This is a genomic window from Clostridium sp. AF34-10BH (assembly GCF_003478095.1).
GTDB lineage: Bacteria > Bacillota > Clostridia > Lachnospirales > Lachnospiraceae > Acetatifactor > Acetatifactor acetigignens.
Window position 1 is genome coordinate 47,086 of sequence record NZ_QUEC01000011.1, and the last position, 20,690, is coordinate 67,775.

The window sequence follows — 20,690 nt, forward strand, 5'->3', positions numbered from 1 at the left end:
TTTGACACAAAAAAACCTCAGCAGATTTCTCTACTGAGGTTTCTATTCGCAGGTCAACCCCTGCTTCGCAGGGCTACAAGGATTCGAACCTTGAAATGACGGAGTCAGAGTCCGTTGCCTTACCGTTTGGCGATAGCCCTATGTCGTTTACTTGATGAAGTATACACTATCTGTTCCTTTTTTGCAATACCTAATTTAAAAAAATTTTAAAAAAATATATGAAATTGGAACAATTTCCGTAAAATCATCGCATAAACACCGTGATATAGGGGTAATCCTTCCTCTCTGCAGGCTTAAAATCCTCCATCAACCAGTTCCAGATAAAGCTGTTCTCTCCTTCCTGGGCAATATCTCCATAACAGCTTTCAAATACCACCACATCCGGATATCTGTCCGGATTGATCTTCCAGTAGTCCAACAGACGCTCATCATAGATCATAGAGCAGATCGTATCGGGGGATGCCTGCTTATGTTCTCCGAGCATACAATAGAACTGGGACGGTCCCACATAAAGTACGGTACTGCCGTCCGGCACGGCCTCCGGCCATACAGCCAGATTATTGTTGTAACGGTATGCAGTCATATAATCCGTGAGGATTCCGGCGCGTAATCCCTCTCTGTTGATGCCACGCACATTTTGAATCACATAGGCATGATATTCCTGGGATCCCAGAATCAGCCATGTATAGGAAAATGCATTCCCAAGCACAAGGATCAGGCACAGGATCTGAATTGCCTTCTTTCCTGCGGTGTTTTCCTTCTGCCAGTAGTCTCCCAGACATACCAGTCCGGCCACTGCTCCCATAATGAGATAGGTGACCAGCAGCATCGGTCCCCAGTTAGACAACAGAAGTACCGAAAAATAATTGACAAATGCCAGTAGGATCAGTTCATAGAACAGCCTTTCCGTTTTGTCTCTGCGCAGATAGGTATAACATCCCGTCAGGGATACTGCCATCAGCAAAAGCTGCGGGTAAATTGCATTAAAGGAACTGAACAGCCAGAACCAGATCTGGATCAGAAATACAATTACGAAAAACAGCATGCCCGGAAGCTGTAGCAGTCCGGGAAGTTTTTTCTTCCACACTTTCTCTATAAACCATCGGATTCCCAGAGACACCAGCAGGGCACACAGAAGGATCATGGCCATCTCTCCCAGGCTTGACCCCCATCCCAACAATTTTTCTCCCACAGTAGTCTGATGGGACCCCTCTCCCAGGATCTCGCCTGCCATCTCCAACATTTTCTGCGGTGTCATATAACTCAGAAGATATGTAAACATTACTGCCGCACTTGCCACACAGGGCAGTACATAAGCACAGAGTTCTTTCCATTTTTTCTCTGATCTGCGCACCAGCAGAAATACCAGGCAGCACAAAAATACCAGTACCATACTGGGATAAGCCAGCACATCACAGGTCATGAATATACCTGCCAGCACCAGCCACCGCAGCTCTCCTGCTGTCTGTCTGCCCTCGGAGTCCTTCGCTCCGAAGTATCTCAGAAGGCACAGCACCATAAGTGCAAAGAACCAGTTATGAAGATTAGAATACTCCGGAATAAAAATGGACTTGGGTGTTGTCACATAGTAGAGAAGCCCCATCAGTGCTGCCACATTCTCATCCATCTGCGGCACCGTCCTGCGGATCGTCTTATATAGAAAGACGCTGACGCACGCCTGGATTGGGAAAAATACGAGCCGTAAAAATAGATTCAGATAATTCACTCCACCGGTCAGCATCACAAACAGCCTGATAAAAACTGCCGTAAAAATGGCGGAAGTCTGGTGTGGCTCCCACATTTCAAGCAGCAGCCGGTCTCCCATGGCAAGACGATAGCCCACCATAATACCATAGCCTTCGTCCGTATCAGCACCAATAAATAAATTTTTTGCTGTATATGCAATGATTGCAAGAATACAGATAATTTTCCAGAATTTCTTATTTTTCAGTATATTTTTCATCATGCAGTTATCATAACACAGGATTTTCCCCATAGCAATGACAAGAAACATACATAACTGCAAAACGAGGCCCACCGTCCTGCGGCAAGCCCCGTTTTTATTCAACACAATGAGAGAAACGTATGATGGTATTTTACAATGCTGTTTATACTTCAAAGATCAGATCACCATAGGCAGGTACTGGCCATACCTTCTTGTCAACCATCATCTCCAGTTCATCTACGGGAGTTCTCAGGTCATCCATTGCGGTATGTACCACATCTTTATAGAAGAAAGCAAGCTTCTTGGGATCTTCGATGCCTGCTGCCTCAGCCAGCTTATCCTCCAGAGCAGTCTCTGCAGCCTGTGCCTCAGCCAGCTTCTCGGAAATGCTCTTCAGTACAGTGGTCTGTACGGTTGCATCCGCACCTGCACTCTTAACAGCCAGTACGGTATCCGCCAGAGTCCTGGTATACCCCATAACTGCGGGAATGTACTGCTTCTTCGCCATATCTACCATGGTCAGAGCTTCGATGTTGATGGTCTTGGAGTAGGTCTCATACAGAACCTCCTCGCGGGATTCCAGCTCAGCTTTGGTGAAGATACCGAACTTCTCGAACAGTTTGATAGACTTCTCGGTGGTCAGGGTCTCGGAAGCCTCTACCATGGACTTGATGTTGGGAAGTCCTCTTCTGGCTGCCTCTTCTACCCACTCCTCAGAATAGCCGTTGCCGTTGAAGATGATTCTCTGATGCTCGGTCAGGTACTTCTTGATCAGATCGTGTACGGCAATATCGAAATCGTCTGCTTTCTCCAGAATGTCTGCTGCCTCGCAGAAAGCTTCTGCAACGATAGCGTTCAGAGTGGTGTTGGGGCTGGCGATGGAGTCTGCACTACCTACCATACGGAACTCAAACTTGTTGCCGGTGAAAGCAAACGGTGAAGTTCTGTTACGGTCGGTGGCATCCTTATCCAGATCCGGCAGAGTGGATACGCCGGTCAACAGTTTACCGCCCTGGATGGAATGAGTAGCATCACCGGTCTCAACCAGCTGCTTTACCACATCCTCCAGCTGCTCGCCCAGGAATACGGAAATGATGGCAGGGGGTGCCTCGTTAGCTCCCAGTCTGTGATCGTTGCCGACATCGGATGCACTCTGACGAAGCAGATCTGCATGGGTATCTACGGCTTTCAGGATACATGCCAGTACTAACAGGAACTGGATGTTCTCGTTAGGAGTATCGCCGGGATCCAACAGGTTGACACCGTTATCGGTTCCCAGGGACCAGTTGTTATGCTTACCGGAACCGTTCACTCCGGCGAAAGGCTTCTCGTGCAGCAGGCAGGTCATACCGTGACGTCCTGCTACTTTCTTCATGGTCTCCATAACCAGCTGGTTATGATCTACCGCAATGTTGGCGGTCTCATAAATAGGAGCCAGCTCGTGCTGTGCGGGAGCCACTTCGTTATGCTGTGTCTTGGCGGTTACGCCCAGCTTCCACAGTTCAATGTTCAGATCCTTCATGAAGGAACCGATTCTCTCGCGGATAGTACCGAAGTAATGATCCTCCAGCTCCTGTCCCTTGGGTGCGGGTGCACCGAACAGGGTACGTCCTGCGAAGATCAGGTCTTCACGCTTTAAGTATTTGTCTCTGTCTACCAGGAAATATTCCTGCTCCGGTCCCACGCTAGCTACGACCTTGGTAGCTTCGGTATTGCCGAACAGTCTTACGATACGCAGTGCCTGTGTGCTGACTGCTTCCATGGAACGAAGAAGCGGTGTCTTCTTATCCAGTGCCTCACCCTTGTAAGAACAGAATGCAGTGGGAATGCAGAGGATCACGCCGGTTGCATCCTCTTTCAGGAATGCGGGAGAGGTGATATCCCATGCAGTATAGCCTCTTGCCTCGAAGGTAGCTCGTAAGCCTCCGGAGGGGAAGGAAGATGCATCGGGCTCGCCCTTGATCAGCTCCTTACCGGAGAACTCCATGATCATCTTGCCGTACTCATCTGGATGGGTTACGAATGCATCGTGCTTCTCTGCGGTGATACCGGTCAGAGGCTGGAACCAGTGGGTATAATGGGTGGCACCGTTCTCGATGGCCCAATCCTTCATTGCCTTTGCTACAACATCAGCGGTAGCCAGAGACAGCTCTCCGCCGTGATCAATGATCTTCTTCACTTCTTTGTATACGCTCTTGGGTAATCTTTCCCTCATCTTACCCAGAGTGAATACCTTACTGCCAAAGATTTCTTCCACGTTTAATACTTCACTCATCTTCGTTTCCTCCTTATTCTTGCTATTTTCCATGCTTCCTGCGACTATTCCGTGCTGACTATTCAGAACCTCCATTCGCAAAATCGTCTCTACGAGACTTTCCTGAACAACAAGTTTACTTGTTGTTTGCTCATTTGAGGTTACTTCGCCGAATAAATATTGACACATATTTTTACGAATGCAAGCATTCGACAAATATGTTCAATATTTACGGCTCTGAATAGTCACAAAAAAAGGCGCTACACTTCCTAGTGTAAACGCCTTCGTTTCGCATTGAAAAATATTAACTTGTGAGGATCGCTCCTCTATGGCTCATTACTATACAACAGATTTTTTTTGAATGCAATACCTTTTTTGAAAAAATTGTAACTATTCAGAACTCCATTCGCAAAATCGCCTCTACGAGGCTTTACTTTTGCATCCGAAGCGATCTCTGAAGTGCTCTATACCTCAAACAACAGATCCGCATAGGTCGGGAACGGCCAGTACTTCTTGTCTACCAGCTTTTCCAGTTCATCCGCAGGTTTTCTCAGTGCGTTCATTGCCACCATGACTTCATCATGATAACAGAATGCCTGCTCCTTGCCTCTCTCCATGGCGGAAGCCTTTTTCTCCACCTCGAGAAGTGCCTCGGATGCCTTTTCCATCTCTGTCAGCTTCTGTGTGATCTGCTGCAACATACGGGTAGGCACGTAGGTGTCTCCGCCAGCTTCCGTAATAGCAATAACAGCATCTGCCAGCGACTTGCTGTATTTCATTACTGCAGGAATGATCTGCTTGTTTGCCATATCCACCATAGTCAGTGCCTCGATATTGATGGTCTTTGCATAGGTCTCGTACAGTACCTCCGCGCGGGAACGCAGCTCTGCCTCGGTGAAAATACCGAACTTTTCAAACAGATGGATAGCCTTGGGAGTAGTCAGAGTATCTACTGCTGCTACCATGGAAGGAATATTGGGCAGTCCTCTTCTGGCTGCTTCCTCTTCCCATTCCCTGGCATAACCGTTGCCATTGAAAATAATACGCTGGTGCTCCGTCATATATTCCTTGATCAGATCATGGACTGCCATATCGAAATCTTCCGCACCTTCCAGCCGGTCTGCAGCTTCGCAGAACGCCTCTGCCACAATGGCATTCAGGGTGGTGTTGGGGCTTCCGATGGAATCCTCGCTTCCCACCATACGGAATTCGAATTTATTTCCTGTAAAGGCAAACGGTGAAGTACGGTTTCTGTCGGTAGCATCCTTTACAAAATCCGGCAATGTGGATACACCGGTGCGAAGTACACCGCCTTCTTTCAGATTGTCTGCTTTACCGGTCTCCACCAGCTGTGCCACCACATCCTCCAGCTGTTCGCCCAGGAAGATCGAAATAATGGCAGGGGGTGCCTCGTAACCGCCCAGTCTGTGATCGTTACCTACATTGGACGCACTCTGACGCAGCAGATCCGCATGGGTATCTACAGCTTTCATGATACATGCCAGTACCAGCAGGAACTGAATATTTTCATTGGGGGTCTGGCCGGGCTCCAGAAGGTTTACACCATTGTCCGTAGTGATGGACCAGTTGTTATGCTTACCGGAACCGTTTACTCCGGCAAAAGGCTTCTCATGCAGCATGCAGCGCAGACCGTGCTTGCCTGCCACACGCTTCAGAGTCTCCATTACCAGCTGGTTGTGATCCACTGCCACATTGGCAGACTCGTAGATGGGCGCCACTTCATGCTGTGCGGGAGCCGCCTCATTATGCTGGGTCTTGGATGTTACACCCAGCTTCCACAGCTCGATATTGACATCATGCATGAAACCACCGATACGCTCACGGATAACACCGAAATAGTGGTCATCCATCTCCTGTCCCTTGGGGGCGGGAGCACCGAACAGGGTTCGTCCGGCGAAAATAATATCTTCACGCTGCAAAGCCTTGGCAGAATCTACCAGGAAATATTCCTGCTCCGCGCCAACGGAAGGCAGTACTTTGGTAGCTTCTGTATTGCCGAACAGGCGGACGATACGGATCGCCTGCTTGCTCAGAGCCTCCATGGAACGAAGTAACGGTGTCTTCTTATCCAGTGCTTCGCCTTTATAAGAACAGAATGCTGTAGGGATACAAAGGGTCGGACCGGTAGCGGTCTCTTTGATAAATGCGGGGGAAGTGATGTCCCATGTAGTGTAACCTCTTGCCTCAAAGGTAGCACGTAAGCCTCCGGAAGGGAAAGAAGATGCATCGGGCTCTCCCTTGATCAGTTCTTTGCCGGAAAATTCCATGATCATCCGGCCATCCTCATCAGGATGTGTCACAAAAGCATCATGTTTCTCTGCGGTAATGCCGGTCAACGGCTGGAACCAGTGGGTATAATGAGTGGCACCGTTCTCGATGGCCCAATCCTTCATGGCACTTGCCACTACATCCGCAGTTGCCAGGGAAAGTTCTCCTCCCTGATCCATGATCTTCTTCACTTCTTTGTAAGTACTCTTTGGGAGCCTCTCTTTCATCTTGCCCAGGGTAAACACCTTGCTGGCAAAAAGCTCCTCTACATTCAATTCTTCGCGCATGTCCCTACTTCCCTTCGGTATACAATAAAATAATATCGAATACAGTGTACAACATGTGCGTTATAATGGTCAATTATTATTTTCGAGGTTTTAGTGATAAGTTTTTCCAAAAATACTCTATACTCAGAACACTTCCCAGCAGGATTCCGGGCATCTGATTGTACATCTGTCTTCCACTGGCTTCCCAGAACATTAAAAAAACAACGATACCGATAAATCCCAACTGACAGATCATCAGCATTACAGGTGGTTCCTGATCTCTGATAATATTGCGAAGGCTGAGGATCATTCCGATCAGTAACAGCACATACATGGACACCAGATAGCAGAAACAATACTGACAGGTGCGCCAGTAGTATTTTCCCCAGGGCGAAAACATTTCCCAGAGCAGGGTTCCATCGCTGTACTCCACGTTTAAAAATGCACTGGCCCCCAGATTTCCGTTGGCAAAATTATAGCTTGCCTTTTTGCGCAAATGTACGGGATTCCAGAATTCCGATCTGTTTTCGCGAATATATTCCATACTGTATTGCTGTTTTTCCTGTCTGGTGGAAAATTCATACATATGATCCACAAACTCTGTGTTGTTGGTCCAGGAACCGTCTTCCTTCATTCCCAGTGCCACCCAGCTGATCACAGGATTGGCTGTTTCAGATGCTTCCTTTGTGATCTCGTAGGAATTGGCCCAGAGCTGCAGAGCCACTCCCAGAATCACGACAAAACCTCCAAACAGCAATGTCACTCGACGGTCCACCGACACTCTCTGCCACAAGAGGATCACAGCGCATGCGATCAGCGGTATGATCACTGTGATCTTCCATGTGCCTGCCAGTACCGCCACACCGGCCGCAAGCAGCGCCCACAGGATCTGCCGGCGCTTCCCCCTGGATGTTGCCGCCAATTTCAGGAAAGCCAGTCCCAGGATTCCCATACCGAAACTCATGGAATCCGTATAAAACACGGCAGTCATCTCCCACATCGGAAGCAGAAATACAAAGGCAAGCAGGATCGGAAATCTCCAGCAAGTATCCCCATTCCGTTCCGCAAGATAACCACAGGCACATGCCACCAGCATCACCAGAATTACATTCCTCAACAAAACAAAATAAAACGGGGACACATCCATCAGCAATGCCATCCGAAACAGAACGGAAAGCAAAAGCATCGGCTTCAGATTATTCGAATAGGTCAAAAAATAATTGGTGTCTTCCAGTTCTCTCCCGTTCGCCAGATTCAGGGCATCCCGATAGACATAGGTGTAATCCAGCAGAGTATTCTCATTCCCCTGCCGGCTCAATGAAACCACATAAAGCAGCACCCCAAACAATACCAGCGCTACGGCATACAGCGAATTTTTCCGGCCTGTCACCGTATATATTTTGTTCCATGCCGCACCGGCCGCCAGCAGCAACACTGTAGCAGCCGCCACCCCCAGAGCCATCTGCCATGGGATCAGATGATTCCCCGGATACCTGAGTACTGTCCACAACAGCAACAGCATAAAAACGATGAGAATACTATAGGCACCTATGGACACTCCTTTATGAATTCTGCCTTCCCTTTTCATAAGGCGTTACCTCCGGTCACTCTTTCTCAATCAGCATTTTTCTGACGCAGCAAATCAAATTCCTGCGGCGGCGTGGATAACTTTATCCACAGCACCTGCTTGGGATGGGGTGCACTGTCCACACTTTCTCCCTCCTCGGTGTACATAGCTTCCACCGTGACCGGTACATTGGTGCCGTCAGGCTTCATGATTTCTATGGAATCGCCCACGCAGAATTTGTTCCGCTGCTCGATCCGGCACAGAGAATCCTTTACTGCCTCCACAATTCCCAGATAAATATATTCGTTCACGTAAGTGTTATTATCATAGATCTGCGTATTTTCATCCGGCTTGCCGAAATAGAACCCCGTCGTAAACTGACGATAGGTGCACTTGGAGATCTCCGCCTTGTACCAGTCCATATTTTTCTCGTACAGCTCCGGATCGGCAAAATAATCATCAATGGCCTTCCGGTAGGTTCTGGCTACCGTTGCCACATACAATGCGGTCTTCATACGCCCCTCGATCTTGAGACTGTCGATTCCTGCCTCCACCAGCTCCGGAATATGTTCGATCATGCACAGATCCTTGGAGTTGAAAATATATGTCCCCCGCTCATTCTCGTAGACCGGCAGATATTCTCCGGGACGGGTCTCCTCCACCACCGCATATTTCCAGCGGCAGGGATGTGTGCAGGCACCTCTGTTGGCATCTCTTCCTGTAAAGAAATTGCTCAGCAGACATCTGCCGGAATAAGAGATACACATTGCCCCGTGGACAAAACTCTCAATCTCCATTTCCGCAGGAATCTTCTCCCGGATTCCCTTGATCTCTACCAGGGACAGTTCTCTGGCAGACACCACTCTTTTGGCTCCCAGCTTCCACCAGAACAGATATGTCTCATAGTTGGTATTGTTGGCCTGCGTGGAAATATGCACCTCCACCTGGGGCCAGACTTCTTTGGCGATCATGAACATTCCCGGATCGGAAATGATCAGCGCATCCGGCTGCTCCAGCTTCATATCCCGCAGCTCGGCAAAATATTTTCTGGCTCCCTCGAGATCATAATTGTGCGCCAGAATATTGGCCGTCACATAAACCTTCACTCCATGTGCATGGGCGAATGCAACTCCTTCCGCCATTTCTTCACTGCTGAAATTTTTTGCCTTGGCCCGCAGTCCAAAAGCTTCTCCGCCGATATAAACAGCATCCGCGCCAAAAATAACAGCCGTTTTTAATACTTCCAGGCTGCTGGCCGGGATTAAAAGTTCCGGTTTTTTATATGTCATTTTATTTCTCCTCTTTTTCTGCAACAGATTCTCTTTCCTGATAAGCACACCATGTCAGATTTAGCGGAAGCATTATCATCACCGGCAGCATATAGCGCAGTTCTCCGTTGACCGGGGAAAGAATGCATACCGCAAACACCAGCAGTGTGGGTACTATCAGCAAAATCCGCTTTCCCTTTTTCGATCCCAGCAGATACACCACATATCCCAGCAGCAGGTATCCGTGAAATCCCGCATTATACAACAGGGAGATCAGCGGGAAAAGTGGGATGATAATCCCACGATATGCGAATATTGGGTAGGATTGTGGGAGTGCGTAGCACGGAACAATCCGTAGGCATCAAAGTCGGGGGCTTTTGACCCCGACATCATAATATATAAGGATACACGAGATGAAGAATTTATGCAAACAAAACTGGTATCAGATCACATTACTTTTTCTGTTTTGTGTCACAGTATTTTTAAGATTCTATAAACTGACCGTTTTACCGGATGTTTTACATATAGACGAAGCCGCTCTTGGATATAACTCCTGGTGTCTGGCCAATTACGGTACCGATCGTTATCTCAATGTGCTGCCTTTCTATCCGCAGAATTTTTACGGTGGCCAAAGCCCTCTTTATACTTACCTTGTCGTATTGCTGATCAAGTTTTTCGGGAAGGGGAATCTGTCCGTTTTTCTGGTAAGATTTCCTGCCGCCTTTGCCAGTATTCTTCTGTGGATCACCGGCACCAGGAGCATGTCCCTTATCTTTGATAATAAAAAAATCACCCTCGCTGCTGCTCTTTTTCTGTGTTTCTGCCCGTATTTTGTGATGTCCGGACGTTATGCCCTGGACTGCAATCTGATGTTGTGCTGCATTTCCTGTTCTGTTCTTGTACTGCTTTTGTATCTGAAAACAGGAAAACTGCATACTTTACTTCTGTCCGGAGTCTGCTTCGGTATCAGCTTGTACTCTTATGCATTGAGTTATCTGATCATACCTATTTTTCTGGTTCTGATCTCTCACAGCTCTGCCCGTAATATTATTTGTATGCTCCCTGTTATTCCACTGGGAAACCATTCATTTTCTGGGGCTTACCATATCTCCCATCGCCTCCGAGCGCATGTCAGATGTGGGAGTCACTTCTTTCTGGGAAAATATAAAAGATATCATAAAGATTACCTTGACATGTGGTTCCTACCGTTTAGATGCCGTACCTAAATTTTACACGCTTTATCCCTTATCCATTCCCTTTATTGTTCTGGGATTTATCGGTGCAGTTTACAGTTTTCTTGTCTCTCTGTACAAGCGGACTTTTCAGGCCGACAGTATCTATCTGCTGTTCTTTCTCAGCGGTCTCATCACCATTGGTCTGTCCGGATCCGGCTATGTCTACCGGGCTAACAGTTTCTTTATCTGTTATCTCTTCTTCCTGATAAAAGGACTTTTCCTTTGCTGCCGTTTCCTGTCCTCTTATCACACAGCCTTTATGCTCCTTTTGTCCGTCGGTTATCTCTTATGGAGCATCTCTTTCTGTAGTTTTTATTTTCGGGTCTATACCATGACCGACGTCTGCCCGAATTATCTGTATTCCATCTCCTTCCGGGAGTGTGTGGATGATGTGAATCTCAACCTGGATTATGCGGATCTCTATGTGGATCTGGTCAACATGAAGGAGTTTTTCTTCTTTTATTATCCCGCATCTCCTTATGATACTCAGGATGATGAAACCTTTACCGACGGTATACACACTTATCATTTTCTCACCGACTATTCCACGGAGATCAGTCCTTCTTCCGTCTATGTGGTATACAAAAAGAACAATGAATTCCTGCAGAATCTGTCAGAGTCCGGTCTGGCTTACCAGACCTGGGAATACCCGTATTATTATGTTATTTATTTTGAGTAACTGTGCTTTCCTCTTTCTTCGTACTCAGTGTCACTCCATCACCTACCGGCAGGATCACCGTCTCCAGTTCCGGATGATGTTTCAATTCATACAGATATTCCCGCATCCTTGCATGAATGGTCCGGTTCCTTCTGGTTACGGCAAAACGGGATTCTATGATATCACCGTCCTGTAATACGTTGTCGGAGATCAACAGTCCGCCGGGGGGCAACAGGCGTAAGATATCCGGCAGGAAATGAATGTACTGTCCCTTCGCCGCATCCATAAAGATCACATCATAGGTGCCTTCCAGTTCCCGCAGGATCTCCGTAGCATCACCCTCCAGCAGAGTGATCCGGTCTTCCCTGCCTGCCTTACGGAAGTTCTCTTTTGCAATAGGAATTCTTTTCTCATATTTTTCGATCGTCGTGATATGACAATCCTCCGGTGCATATTCACTCATCAGTAACGCAGAAAAGCCGATAGCAGTCCCGACTTCCAGGATGCTCTTCGGCTTTGTAAATTTCAGCAAAAATTTCAGCAGACTTTGCATGGATCTGCGTATGATGGGAACCTGTGTCTCCAGAGCGAATTTTTCAATCTCATTCAGCCACGCCGGATTCCCGCTGTCCAGGGAATCGATAAACGCGGACATTCTCTCGTCTATGATCATACTGTCCCTCATTTCACACTTTACTGTGCAACTGCAGTGGTATCCTGTGTCTCACCGGTAATCGCACTGCCGTTGTCTATAGTCTCCACTGTCTCTTCCGTTGCGCTTTCCGTCTGTCCGGCCATGACTTCCATCATTTCCTCTGCGGTCATGGCAGTACTCAGCTCATAAGTTCCGGGCTGCCAGTCCTTCTTATTCTCAGATAACAGATACTGTAATGCGAACAGTCTGCTGTCACGTGTCAGGCCCTTTTCCTGCATAATTGTGCCAATCTCCGTTGCGGACATGTCCGAGGTCAGGGTTACTGTGATCTTACGTCCCTCTCCGGCAGAGACCGCCGGTTCTGTGAAAATACGATAACCATAGTCGTAGCATGTAGACGCTCCGGTGTACACCAGATATACCACGATCACTGCAAATGCCACTTTTAAGATAGCGCCCAATACGGCACCTGCCAAATTTGCTGCCTTCATGTGTTCTGTCCTTTCTTATCCAAGTAATCCGCATTTCGATCCATACATTCGCAAAATCGTCTCTTCGAGACTTTCCTTTTGCTCACTCAAAGTGCATCTGATCGGTAACGTAAAGTCCGATCCCCTGCATCATACGGCAAAATGCCAGCTCCGCCGCCAGAAAATCCGACACCAGTGGATTCTCCCGGAAAGCTTCGTTTTCTCTGGTAAACTGATCCAGCTTATCAAAGTTGGTGTCCTTGCTGGTCTGCAATTCAAAATTTCTGGTCCGGAATTCATCGATCTGTCTCTTAAGTTCCGGTTGCTCCTTCACTCGGGCCAGCTGCTTCTGATATTCCAGATAAGCGTCGGTATTACGAATCGCCTGTACCATCTGCTCTACAGCCTGATTTACATTTTCGTCCGATGTAATCTTCATCTGCTTACGACCTTTCCAGCAATCGCTGCTATTACACTTCCATAATGATCGGAAGGATCATGGGACGTCTCTTGGTCTTCTTCCATACATAATCGCCGAGGACATCCTTGGTGGTGGTCTTCAGTTTACCCCAGTCCGTAATTCCCTTATCCAGACATGCCTGCAGCGCATCATCCACGGTGCGTCTGGCTTCCTCGATAAGTTCATCGGATTCCTTCACATATACAAAACCTCTGGATACAATGTCGGGACCTGCTACCAGTTCTCCACTGGCCTTGTCCAGACTCATGACCACGATCATAATACCATCTTCTGCCAGATGCTGTCTATCTCTCAATACTACATTTCCGACATCACCGACACCCAGACCGTCCACCAGAATAGCTCCTACAGGTACTCTGCCATTGACCTTGGCCTGTTCCTCGCTGACTTCCAATACATCTCCGGAGGACAGGATGAAGATATTGTCCTTACTGATGCCCAGACTCTCTGCAATCTTGGCCTGTGCCTTCAGATGCTTGTATTCACCATGCACGGGTACTGCGTACTTCGGATGGATCAGGGTATAGATCAGCTTGATCTCTTCCTGGCAGGCATGTCCGGATACATGAGCATCCTGGAAAATAACATCTGCGCCTTTGCGGAGCAGCTCGTTGATGATCTTGGTGACGGACTTTTCATTGCCCGGGATGGGGTTGGAGGAGAAGATTACGGTATCTCCCGCACCGATCGTGATCTTACGGTGCATATTGTTGGCCATACGGGACAGGGCTGCCATACTTTCGCCCTGGCTTCCGGTGGTGATAATCACCTGCTGCTCATCGGGATAATTCTTCATCTGATCCAGATCCACCAGTGTATTCTCGGGAATATTGATGCACTCCAGCTTGATGGCGGTATCCAGGATATTTACCATACTGCGGCCTTCCACAGCCACTTTACGGCCAAATTTGTATGCCGTATTGATGATCTGCTGTACACGATCCACATTGGATGCGAAAGTTGCCACGAAAATTCTGGTGTTCTTATGTTCTTCAAATAAAGTATCAAAGGTCTTACCCACTGTTTTCTCAGAAGGGGTAAAGCCGGGACGCTCTGCATTGGTGGAGTCGCACATCAGTGCCAGTACACCCTTTTTGCCGATTTCTGCAAAACGCTGTAAATCAATAGCATCTCCATATACCGGTGTGTAGTCTACCTTAAAGTCTCCGGTGTGCACCACAATACCGGCAGGGGAATAAATGGCCAGTGCTGCGGCATCTACGATACTGTGATTCGTCTTGATGAATTCCACACGGAAATCGCCCAGATTGATGGACTGACCGAACTTCACTACTTTACGCTTGGTCTTCTTCATGAGATTGTGCTCGGTCAGCTTGTTCTCGATAATACCCATGGTCAGGCGGGTAGCGTAGATGGGAACATTAATATCCCGCAGCACATAAGGCAGTGCTCCGATATGATCCTCATGTCCGTGGGTGATAACAAAACCCTTTACCTTGTCGATATTGTCCTTCAGATAAGTCACATCCGGGATGACCAGATCGATTCCCAGCATATCATCTGCAGGGAAAGACAGACCACAGTCCACCACAATAATACTGTCCTCATACTGGAAGGCAGTAATGTTCATACCGATCTGCTCCAGGCCTCCCAAAGGAATGATCTTCAGACCTGAAACGTTACTATTCTCTTTTTTCTTTTTCAACGAAATTACCTCCAAATTCTATACGTCTATACAACTGTTCTTAGTGTATGTATCCCGGCGTTAGAACGGATTGTTATGCTCTGCAAACAAAGATCTGTGATTTCACGCCTGCTCCTTCCGGCTCTCTTCTCAAAGACTCCCGTGGAGATCAGACATCCCAGATCTTACGATTCCATCAAAATAACGGCATCTCTCATGCCCTTCGTGTATTCCCTGTCACTTTTAGCACAAAACCATTATATGCTGAAACCGGCAAAGCCTCCAATATCCCTCTCTGCCAATCATACAAATCATATATAAATATAAGACCGTCCTTCTCGCAGGACCGCCTGTATTTATCATATATCAAGGTCATAAGCCTGAAAACAGGACGTGCTTGCACAGGAGTGATTTTATGGCTTAATGACCTGCCCCAATATGAGCATAAAAGCGGTGCGAATGCTTCACGATATGCGAATATTGGAACGGATTGTGTGAGTGCATAGCACGGAACAATCCATAGGATATGATCTAAATTAAATCAACGTCCTCTAACATATCCGCAAATACTCCGGATACCGCTTCCAGTTCTTCATCATCGGAGACTACATCATAAATGCTCTCTTCTTCACCATCCTGAGACATATCCTTCAGGATCAGGGCATCTCCGTCTCCCTCTTCCACATCGGTTACCAGGATGTAATTGTGTCCACCGATCCTGGTCTGTTCCAGTACATAAAATTCTACAGGTTCTTCGCCTTCGGGGCGAAATGTAATCTTTTCCAATTTACTCATTCTGTTTCCTTTTTCTTCTCATTGTTCCTGCGATCCAGATAGCCCTGCAGGATCAGAGTAGCTGCGATCATATCCACGTAATCCTTACGGTTCTCACGGCGGATTCCCGCTTCCATCATGGCTTTGTCCGCTGCCACAGTCGTCAGTCTCTCATCCCAGAAATATACCGGGAGACCGGTCCTGCGCTCCAGCTTCTCCTTGAACTCCTTGGTCAGTTCCACGCGGACACCCTCGGTATCGTTCATGTTCTTGGGAAGTCCCAGTACGATCTCTTCCACTTCATTCTCCACGATCAGTTCTTCGATCCGGGCCAGCGTCTGTCGTAATTTATTCTCTTCTTTGCGGCGAATGATCTCCACACCCTGCGCTGTCAACAGCAGACTGTCACTAATCGCCACGCCCACGGTACGTGAGCCGAAATCCAACCCCATAATACGCATGTGGGTCCTCCTGATAACTGTAATTATTTCCAGTGTTTTGTCCTGATATACTCCGTGAGCAGTTCTTCCACCAGTTCGTCACGCTCTACCTTCATGATGAGGCTGCGGGCATTTTTGTGACTGGTAATATAAGTAGGGTCCCCGCTCATGATGTAACCTACGATCTGGTTCACCGGGTTGTATCCCTTTTCCGTCAGTGCCTCATATACGGTAGAAAGCACCAGCTTCACACCGGTCTCAGGTTCTGTCTCTACCTTGAAGTATTGTGTATTTCCTAAGTCCTGCATACGATCCTCTTTTTCTGCCATAGGGCAAATCTTTCCGTTATGCCTTATATTACCGCATTTACTTTGAAAATTCAAGGGGTGATAGTAATAGGATTTCATCCGTCAAAAACCCCTGTACCCTGCCGCATATCACGGTATTTGCAACATTTTTTTTATTTTCCTTCACAGAGACAGCCAGTTTGACATAATCTCTCGTGTGTCCCAGCAGATATTCCATTCCGCCGATCTCCTTGGTCTCCTCCAGAAGCACCTCCGCCTCCCGTCCCACATAGTGGGTCCGGAACTGCTTCGACTGTTCCTTCTCCATAGCCAGAAGTTCCGCACTTCTGGTGGTCTTCACGGGATCCGGCACCTGATGAGACATCACGGCCGCTCTGGTGCCTGCCCGTTTGGAATACTTGAAAATATGCATCTCGAAGAATTGAATCCGGTCTAAAAATTCCTTTGTCTGCGCAAACTCTTCCTCAGTCTCCCCGGGGAATCCGACGATGACGTCCGTAGTAATGGCCGGATGATCAAACACCTTGCGGAGCAGCGCAACGCTCTCCGCATATTCTTCGGAAGTATATTTACGGTTCATACGGCGTAGCGTGGCATCACAGCCGCTCTGCAAGGACAGATGGAAATGGGGACACAGCTTCGGCAGTGCCGCCATTCTGACTGCCGTCTCCTCCGTAATAATGCGGGGTTCCAGGGAACCGATACGGATCCGCTCAATCCCTTCAATAGTATGGATCCGTTCCAGCAGATCGATCAGCTTACTGCTGCCGGAATAATCTCTTCTCTCCTCGTCTTCTTTTAATACAGAAACGCTTTCTCCCCGCTTCCAGGCCTCCTCGTCGAAATCAATGCCATAAGAACTGATATGGATACCTGTCAGTACAATCTCCCGGTATCCGTTCTGTGCCATGCCGGTGATCTCCCGGATGATATCCTCCGCCCTGCGGCTGCGGACCCTGCCTCTGGCATAGGGGATAACGCAGTAAGAGCAGAACTGATTGCATCCGTCCTGAATTTTAATATAGGCTCGGGTGTGCTCTGCCGTCTGTTTCAGAGTCATTTCTTCATATTCCGCGGTATGGTTAATATCTATGACAGTAGTGTCATGCAGAGTCTTGTCCACACCATGCCCGGCATTTTCTGCATTCTCCGCCACCGCATCTTCCTGTTCCAGATCCCGTAAATATTCTTCCAAAATAGATGCCAGATCCTTCTTGCGGTTGTTGCCGATCGCCAGATCAATGCAGGAATCCTGCTCCACATCTTCCCTTCCGGTCTGCACATAGCATCCCACAGCCACCACCAGCGCATTGGGGTTTTTCTGCTTGGCCCGATGAAGCATCTGTCGGCTTTTCCGGTCTGCAATATTGGTAACTGTGCAGGTATTTACAATGTAAATATCCGCGATTTCATCAAATGGTACAATAGTATAACCTTTTTCTTGTAACATTTGTTGCATTACTTCTATTTCATAGGAATTAACCTTACATCCAAGGTTGTGTAATGCTACACTTTTCATAGGATTCCTCACTTTTTTTGTATTGTTTTCGTCTTGACTTTTGAGCGTTCCCCCATTAATATAAAGTCAGAAGGTATGACACACATTAAGGAGGTAGTCAACATGAAGACAGTTCAGATTTCTTTAAATTCTATTGATAAGGTAAAATCTTTCGTAAACGATATTACTAAGTTCGATTATGATTTCGATCTTGTATCCGGCAGATACGTAATTGATGCAAAGTCCATCATGGGTATCTTCAGCCTGGATCTTTCCAAGCCTATCGACCTGAACATCCATGCAGAGGATGGCGCTGATGAGGTTCTGGAAGTATTAAAGCCTTATCTGGTATAAGTTACCGATTCGGAATTCCGAATACATAGTAAAACAGAGAACACCTTGAGAGACGCAATCCTCTTGAGGTGTTTTTTATATGCCATTTCAAAAAAGTAACTATTCAGTACCTCTGTTTCCCCGGTTCTGAATAGTTACTCTGCATTCACACTTATGCTTCCGCAATGATCAGTTCTTTGGTCTCCAGTGCGGTCTTCACCAGTTCGTCGATCTTCTCATCCAGATTGTGTTCATGTCTGCGGATCACCTTCACGTTCGGTTTCGTCACGGGATGTTTTGCCACGAAGATGGTACAACAATCTTCATAGGGCAGAATGGAAGTCTCATAAGTCCCGATCTTCTCGGATACTTCTACGATCTCCTGCTTGTCAAATCCGATCAGCGGACGGTAGACCGGCAGCTCACATACTTCATTGGTAGCGATCAGGGAATTCATGGTCTGAGATGCCACCTGGCCAATGCTCTCACCGGTGATCAGACCCAGGCACTCGGTCTCCTTCGCGATCTGCTCTGCGATCCGCATCATATAGCGGCGCATGATAATGGTCAGTTCCTCATGAGGACATTTCTCATAAATATATAACTGAATATCGGTAAAATTGATCACATGCAGATAGATCGGTCCGGTGTAACGGGCAACGATCTTCGCCAGATCCACTACTTTCTGCTTCGCACGCTCACTGGTGTAAGGCGGTGCATGGAAATATACCGCATCGATCTTGACGCCTCTCTTGGCGATCATATAACCTGCCACGGGAGAATCAATACCACCGGAGAGAAGCAGCATTCCCTTGCCACCGGTACCTACGGGCATTCCTCCGGGACCGGGCAGGATCACGGAGTAGATATAGATTTCTTCACGGATCTCAATGTTCAGCATAATATCGGGATGATGTACATCCACCTTCATATTGGGATAAGCCTTCAGGATAGCTTCTCCCATATCCATGTTGATGGTCATGGAATCCTTGGGGTAATTTTTCCGGGCACGTCTCGCTGCCACCTTGAACGTCTGATTGCAATCGGGATATACTTTTGCAATGTAGTCAATCACGGTCTCACACAGCTTCTCAAAGCCCTCATCCTGTACGTGCACTACCGGGCAGATTCCGGAGATTCCAAAGACTCTTTGTAAGTGTGCCACAACTTCATCGTAGTCAAATTCTGACTCTGCATCTACGAAGATACGGCCCTGTGTCTTGTGCACCAGGAATTCTCCCTCACACTTTTTCAGTGCATACTTAATCTGGCGTACCAGAGCATCTTCGAACAGGTAACGGTTCTTTCCCTTAATGCCGATCTCGGCATATTTTATCAAAAATGATGTAAACACGTTCGTTTCCTTTCTGAGTGTTTCTCAAATCGCTTATCTGCGACTGTATCTGCGTAACATAGGTACTATATTGTACAATGCCTGGAGACATACGTCAATCTCTTCTTCCGTGGTAAATACGGAAAAACTGAAACGTATGGTGGAATCCAGCAGGGATTTATCGATGCCGATGGCTTTCAGTGTAGCAGAAGGCTGCGGCTTGTGTGCAGAGCAGGCGCTTCCTGCAGAAACATAGATTCCCTTGTCCTCCAGTGCATGCAGGAGCACTTCACTTCTGACGCCGGCAAAAGATACGCTGACAATGTGTGCCGCCGTTCCCTCACCGTACGGTGCATCCGGCAAAAGTCCGTTGACCTTCACCTGATCCAGTCTTTCCACACCTTCAATGAATCGTCTCTTGCAGGCGCAGAGTCTGGCATGATCCTCATCAAAATGACTATAGAGCATTTCCGCTGCTTTTGCAAGTCCCGCAATACCGGGCACATTCTCGGTACCGGAGCGGAGGTTCTGCTGCTGTCCGCCACCGAATACGATGGGCTGGATCTTCACCCGTTCCCCTACATACAGCAGTCCGACGCCCTTCGGTCCGTGGATCTTGTGTCCACTGACGGACAGCAGATCAATGTGCATCTTCTTGGGATAGATCCGGGATTTTCCGAATCCCTGTACCGCATCCACATGGAACAGCGTATCCGGGTTCATCTGTTTGATCAGAGCTCCGGCTTCCTCAATGGGCTGCAGGGCTCCGATCTCGTTATTCGTGTGCATGATAGATACCAGAATGGTCTCCGGTGTCATGGCTCTGCGTAAGTCTTCCAGCCGGATACGTCCGCAGGGATCCACCGGCAGATAAGTGACACGATACCCCTGGGTCTCCAGATAACGCATGGTCTGCAGGATAGCGGGATGTTCGATCTGCGTCGTGATCAGATGATTGCCTCTGCGGCAATTCGCCAGGGCGCAGCCGATCAGTGCCATATTATCGGATTCCGTTCCCCCGGAAGTAAATAAAAGCTCTCTCTCCTCCACCTTCAGAATCCTTGCCAGAGTCTCCTTGGCATAGCGGAGGTATTTCTCTGCCTCCACTCCCTTCATATGCAGGCTGGAGGGATTACCGTAATCTTCACACATGATCTTCGTCATCAACTCTGCCACTTCCGGGAATGTCCTTGTGGTAGCGGAATTGTCCATATAGACTTCCATTCTCTTCTTCTCCTTGCTATCTATCTCTTCAGTAACTATTCAGCGCC

Annotated in this window: 20 protein-coding genes and 1 tRNA gene; 2 read left to right on the plus strand and 19 right to left on the minus strand. The window is 47.8% G+C overall.

Annotation, left to right across the window (positions count from 1 at the left end; translation table 11 throughout):
* Window positions 1-68 precede the first annotated feature (68 nt).
* From DWZ61_RS09180 to DWZ61_RS09220, 9 genes are all read right to left on the minus strand, one after another.
* A tRNA-Gln gene (locus DWZ61_RS09180) sits at window positions 69-140 on the minus strand.
* A gap of 104 nt (window positions 141-244) precedes the next feature.
* Window positions 245-2,026, minus strand: a complete 1,782-nt coding sequence (locus DWZ61_RS09185; protein ID WP_147354706.1) for a hypothetical protein — start codon at window positions 2,024-2,026, stop codon at window positions 245-247.
* Window positions 2,027-2,108: 82 nt separating this feature from the next.
* Window positions 2,109-4,220: a glutamine synthetase III gene (locus tag DWZ61_RS09190; protein ID WP_117466007.1), complete on the minus strand. Its 2,112-nt coding sequence runs from the start codon at window positions 4,218-4,220 to the stop codon at window positions 2,109-2,111.
* A gap of 443 nt (window positions 4,221-4,663) precedes the next feature.
* Window positions 4,664-6,775: a glutamine synthetase III gene (locus DWZ61_RS09195; RefSeq protein WP_118538147.1), complete on the minus strand. Its 2,112-nt coding sequence runs from the start codon at window positions 6,773-6,775 to the stop codon at window positions 4,664-4,666.
* A gap of 76 nt (window positions 6,776-6,851) precedes the next feature.
* Window positions 6,852-8,342: a hypothetical protein gene (locus DWZ61_RS09200; RefSeq protein ID WP_118538149.1), complete on the minus strand. Its 1,491-nt coding sequence runs from the start codon at window positions 8,340-8,342 to the stop codon at window positions 6,852-6,854.
* A 26-nt stretch (window positions 8,343-8,368) separates the two neighbouring features.
* The gene (locus tag DWZ61_RS09205; RefSeq protein WP_118538151.1) at window positions 8,369-9,610 is read right to left on the minus strand and encodes a U32 family peptidase; all 1,242 of its coding nucleotides are present in this window, start codon (window positions 9,608-9,610) and stop codon (window positions 8,369-8,371) included.
* A 1-nt stretch (window position 9,611) separates the two neighbouring features.
* A complete protein-coding gene (locus DWZ61_RS09210; RefSeq protein WP_347475429.1) occupies window positions 9,612-9,941 on the minus strand; it encodes a DUF6020 family protein in 330 nt (109 codons plus the stop codon).
* 166 nt (window positions 9,942-10,107) lie between these two features.
* Window positions 10,108-10,524 carry a hypothetical protein gene (locus DWZ61_RS20185; RefSeq protein WP_243026386.1) on the minus strand — a complete coding sequence of 139 codons (417 nt, stop codon included), beginning with the start codon at window positions 10,522-10,524 and terminating at the stop codon, window positions 10,108-10,110.
* A gap of 310 nt (window positions 10,525-10,834) precedes the next feature.
* Complete coding sequence (locus DWZ61_RS09220; protein ID WP_118538155.1) at window positions 10,835-11,074, minus strand: hypothetical protein; 240 nt, start codon at window positions 11,072-11,074, stop codon at window positions 10,835-10,837.
* 81 nt (window positions 11,075-11,155) lie between these two features.
* On the opposite strand from DWZ61_RS09220, the gene DWZ61_RS09225 reads away from it, so the two are divergent.
* Window positions 11,156-11,503, plus strand: a complete 348-nt coding sequence (locus DWZ61_RS09225) for a hypothetical protein (protein WP_118538157.1) — start codon at window positions 11,156-11,158, stop codon at window positions 11,501-11,503.
* Here DWZ61_RS09225 and DWZ61_RS09230 read toward each other — a convergent pair.
* From DWZ61_RS09230 to DWZ61_RS09265, 8 genes are all read right to left on the minus strand, one after another.
* Entirely contained in the window at window positions 11,487-12,155 is a 669-nt protein-coding gene (locus DWZ61_RS09230) for an O-methyltransferase (RefSeq protein WP_118538159.1), read from the minus strand. The two genes, DWZ61_RS09225 and DWZ61_RS09230, sit on opposite strands and share 17 nt — an antisense overlap.
* A gap of 20 nt (window positions 12,156-12,175) precedes the next feature.
* Window positions 12,176-12,628, minus strand: coding sequence for an endolytic transglycosylase MltG (locus DWZ61_RS09235; RefSeq protein ID WP_117465963.1), 453 nt, complete (start codon window positions 12,626-12,628; stop codon window positions 12,176-12,178).
* An 82-nt stretch (window positions 12,629-12,710) separates the two neighbouring features.
* Window positions 12,711-13,046, minus strand: a complete 336-nt coding sequence (locus tag DWZ61_RS09240; RefSeq protein ID WP_118503139.1) for a YlbF family regulator — start codon at window positions 13,044-13,046, stop codon at window positions 12,711-12,713.
* 31 nt (window positions 13,047-13,077) lie between these two features.
* Entirely contained in the window at window positions 13,078-14,754 is a 1,677-nt protein-coding gene (locus DWZ61_RS09245) for a ribonuclease J (RefSeq protein WP_022312134.1), read from the minus strand.
* A gap of 510 nt (window positions 14,755-15,264) precedes the next feature.
* A complete protein-coding gene (locus DWZ61_RS09250) occupies window positions 15,265-15,528 on the minus strand; it encodes a DUF1292 domain-containing protein (protein WP_022312135.1) in 264 nt (87 codons plus the stop codon).
* The gene (gene ruvX / locus DWZ61_RS09255) at window positions 15,525-15,968 is read right to left on the minus strand and encodes a Holliday junction resolvase RuvX (protein WP_118538161.1); all 444 of its coding nucleotides are present in this window, start codon (window positions 15,966-15,968) and stop codon (window positions 15,525-15,527) included. Before ruvX ends, DWZ61_RS09250 begins: the two co-directional genes overlap by 4 nt.
* A 23-nt stretch (window positions 15,969-15,991) precedes the next feature.
* Window positions 15,992-16,255: an IreB family regulatory phosphoprotein gene (locus DWZ61_RS09260; protein ID WP_022152845.1), complete on the minus strand. Its 264-nt coding sequence runs from the start codon at window positions 16,253-16,255 to the stop codon at window positions 15,992-15,994.
* A gap of 58 nt (window positions 16,256-16,313) precedes the next feature.
* Window positions 16,314-17,774, minus strand: a complete 1,461-nt coding sequence (locus DWZ61_RS09265; RefSeq protein ID WP_118538163.1) for a MiaB/RimO family radical SAM methylthiotransferase — start codon at window positions 17,772-17,774, stop codon at window positions 16,314-16,316.
* A gap of 102 nt (window positions 17,775-17,876) precedes the next feature.
* Between DWZ61_RS09265 and DWZ61_RS09270 the strand changes: the two genes are divergently transcribed.
* Window positions 17,877-18,107 (plus strand): HPr family phosphocarrier protein, encoded by a 231-nt coding sequence (locus tag DWZ61_RS09270; protein WP_022152847.1) that lies wholly within the window; start codon window positions 17,877-17,879, stop codon window positions 18,105-18,107.
* 151 nt (window positions 18,108-18,258) lie between these two features.
* On the opposite strand, the gene thiI is transcribed toward DWZ61_RS09270, so the two are convergent.
* Both thiI and DWZ61_RS09280 read right to left on the minus strand, forming a co-directional pair.
* Window positions 18,259-19,440, minus strand: coding sequence for a tRNA uracil 4-sulfurtransferase ThiI (gene thiI / locus DWZ61_RS09275; RefSeq protein ID WP_022312140.1), 1,182 nt, complete (start codon window positions 19,438-19,440; stop codon window positions 18,259-18,261).
* Window positions 19,441-19,473: 33 nt separating this feature from the next.
* Window positions 19,474-20,643, minus strand: coding sequence for a cysteine desulfurase family protein (locus tag DWZ61_RS09280; protein ID WP_118538165.1), 1,170 nt, complete (start codon window positions 20,641-20,643; stop codon window positions 19,474-19,476).
* Window positions 20,644-20,690: the final 47 nt, after the last annotated feature.

Bases quoted from the DNA above. Each gene is read 5' to 3' on its own strand.
- DWZ61_RS09260 (WP_022152845.1), bottom strand. From the start codon at position 16,255: ATGCAGGACTTAGGAAATACACAATACTTCAAGGTAGAGACAGAACCT.
- DWZ61_RS09240 (WP_118503139.1), bottom strand. From the start codon at position 13,046: ATGAAGATTACATCGGACGAAAATGTAAATCAGGCTGTAGAGCAGATG.
- ruvX (WP_118538161.1), bottom strand. From the start codon at position 15,968: ATGCGTATTATGGGGTTGGATTTCGGCTCACGTACCGTGGGCGTGGCG.
- DWZ61_RS09195 (WP_118538147.1), bottom strand. From the start codon at position 6,775: ATGCGCGAAGAATTGAATGTAGAGGAGCTTTTTGCCAGCAAGGTGTTT.
- DWZ61_RS09280 (WP_118538165.1), bottom strand. From the start codon at position 20,643: ATGGAAGTCTATATGGACAATTCCGCTACCACAAGGACATTCCCGGAA.
- DWZ61_RS09190 (WP_117466007.1), bottom strand. From the start codon at position 4,220: ATGAGTGAAGTATTAAACGTGGAAGAAATCTTTGGCAGTAAGGTATTC.
- DWZ61_RS20185 (WP_243026386.1), bottom strand. From the start codon at position 10,524: ATGCAGTTTTCCTGTTTTCAGATACAAAAGCAGTACAAGAACAGAACA.
- DWZ61_RS09230 (WP_118538159.1), bottom strand. From the start codon at position 12,155: ATGATCATAGACGAGAGAATGTCCGCGTTTATCGATTCCCTGGACAGC.
- DWZ61_RS09205 (WP_118538151.1), bottom strand. From the start codon at position 9,610: ATGACATATAAAAAACCGGAACTTTTAATCCCGGCCAGCAGCCTGGAA.
- DWZ61_RS09200 (WP_118538149.1), bottom strand. From the start codon at position 8,342: ATGAAAAGGGAAGGCAGAATTCATAAAGGAGTGTCCATAGGTGCCTAT.
- DWZ61_RS09235 (WP_117465963.1), bottom strand. From the start codon at position 12,628: ATGAAGGCAGCAAATTTGGCAGGTGCCGTATTGGGCGCTATCTTAAAA.
- DWZ61_RS09250 (WP_022312135.1), bottom strand. From the start codon at position 15,528: ATGAGTAAATTGGAAAAGATTACATTTCGCCCCGAAGGCGAAGAACCT.
- DWZ61_RS09265 (WP_118538163.1), bottom strand. From the start codon at position 17,774: ATGAAAAGTGTAGCATTACACAACCTTGGATGTAAGGTTAATTCCTAT.
- DWZ61_RS09270 (WP_022152847.1), top strand. From the start codon at position 17,877: ATGAAGACAGTTCAGATTTCTTTAAATTCTATTGATAAGGTAAAATCT.
- DWZ61_RS09225 (WP_118538157.1), top strand. From the start codon at position 11,156: ATGACCGACGTCTGCCCGAATTATCTGTATTCCATCTCCTTCCGGGAG.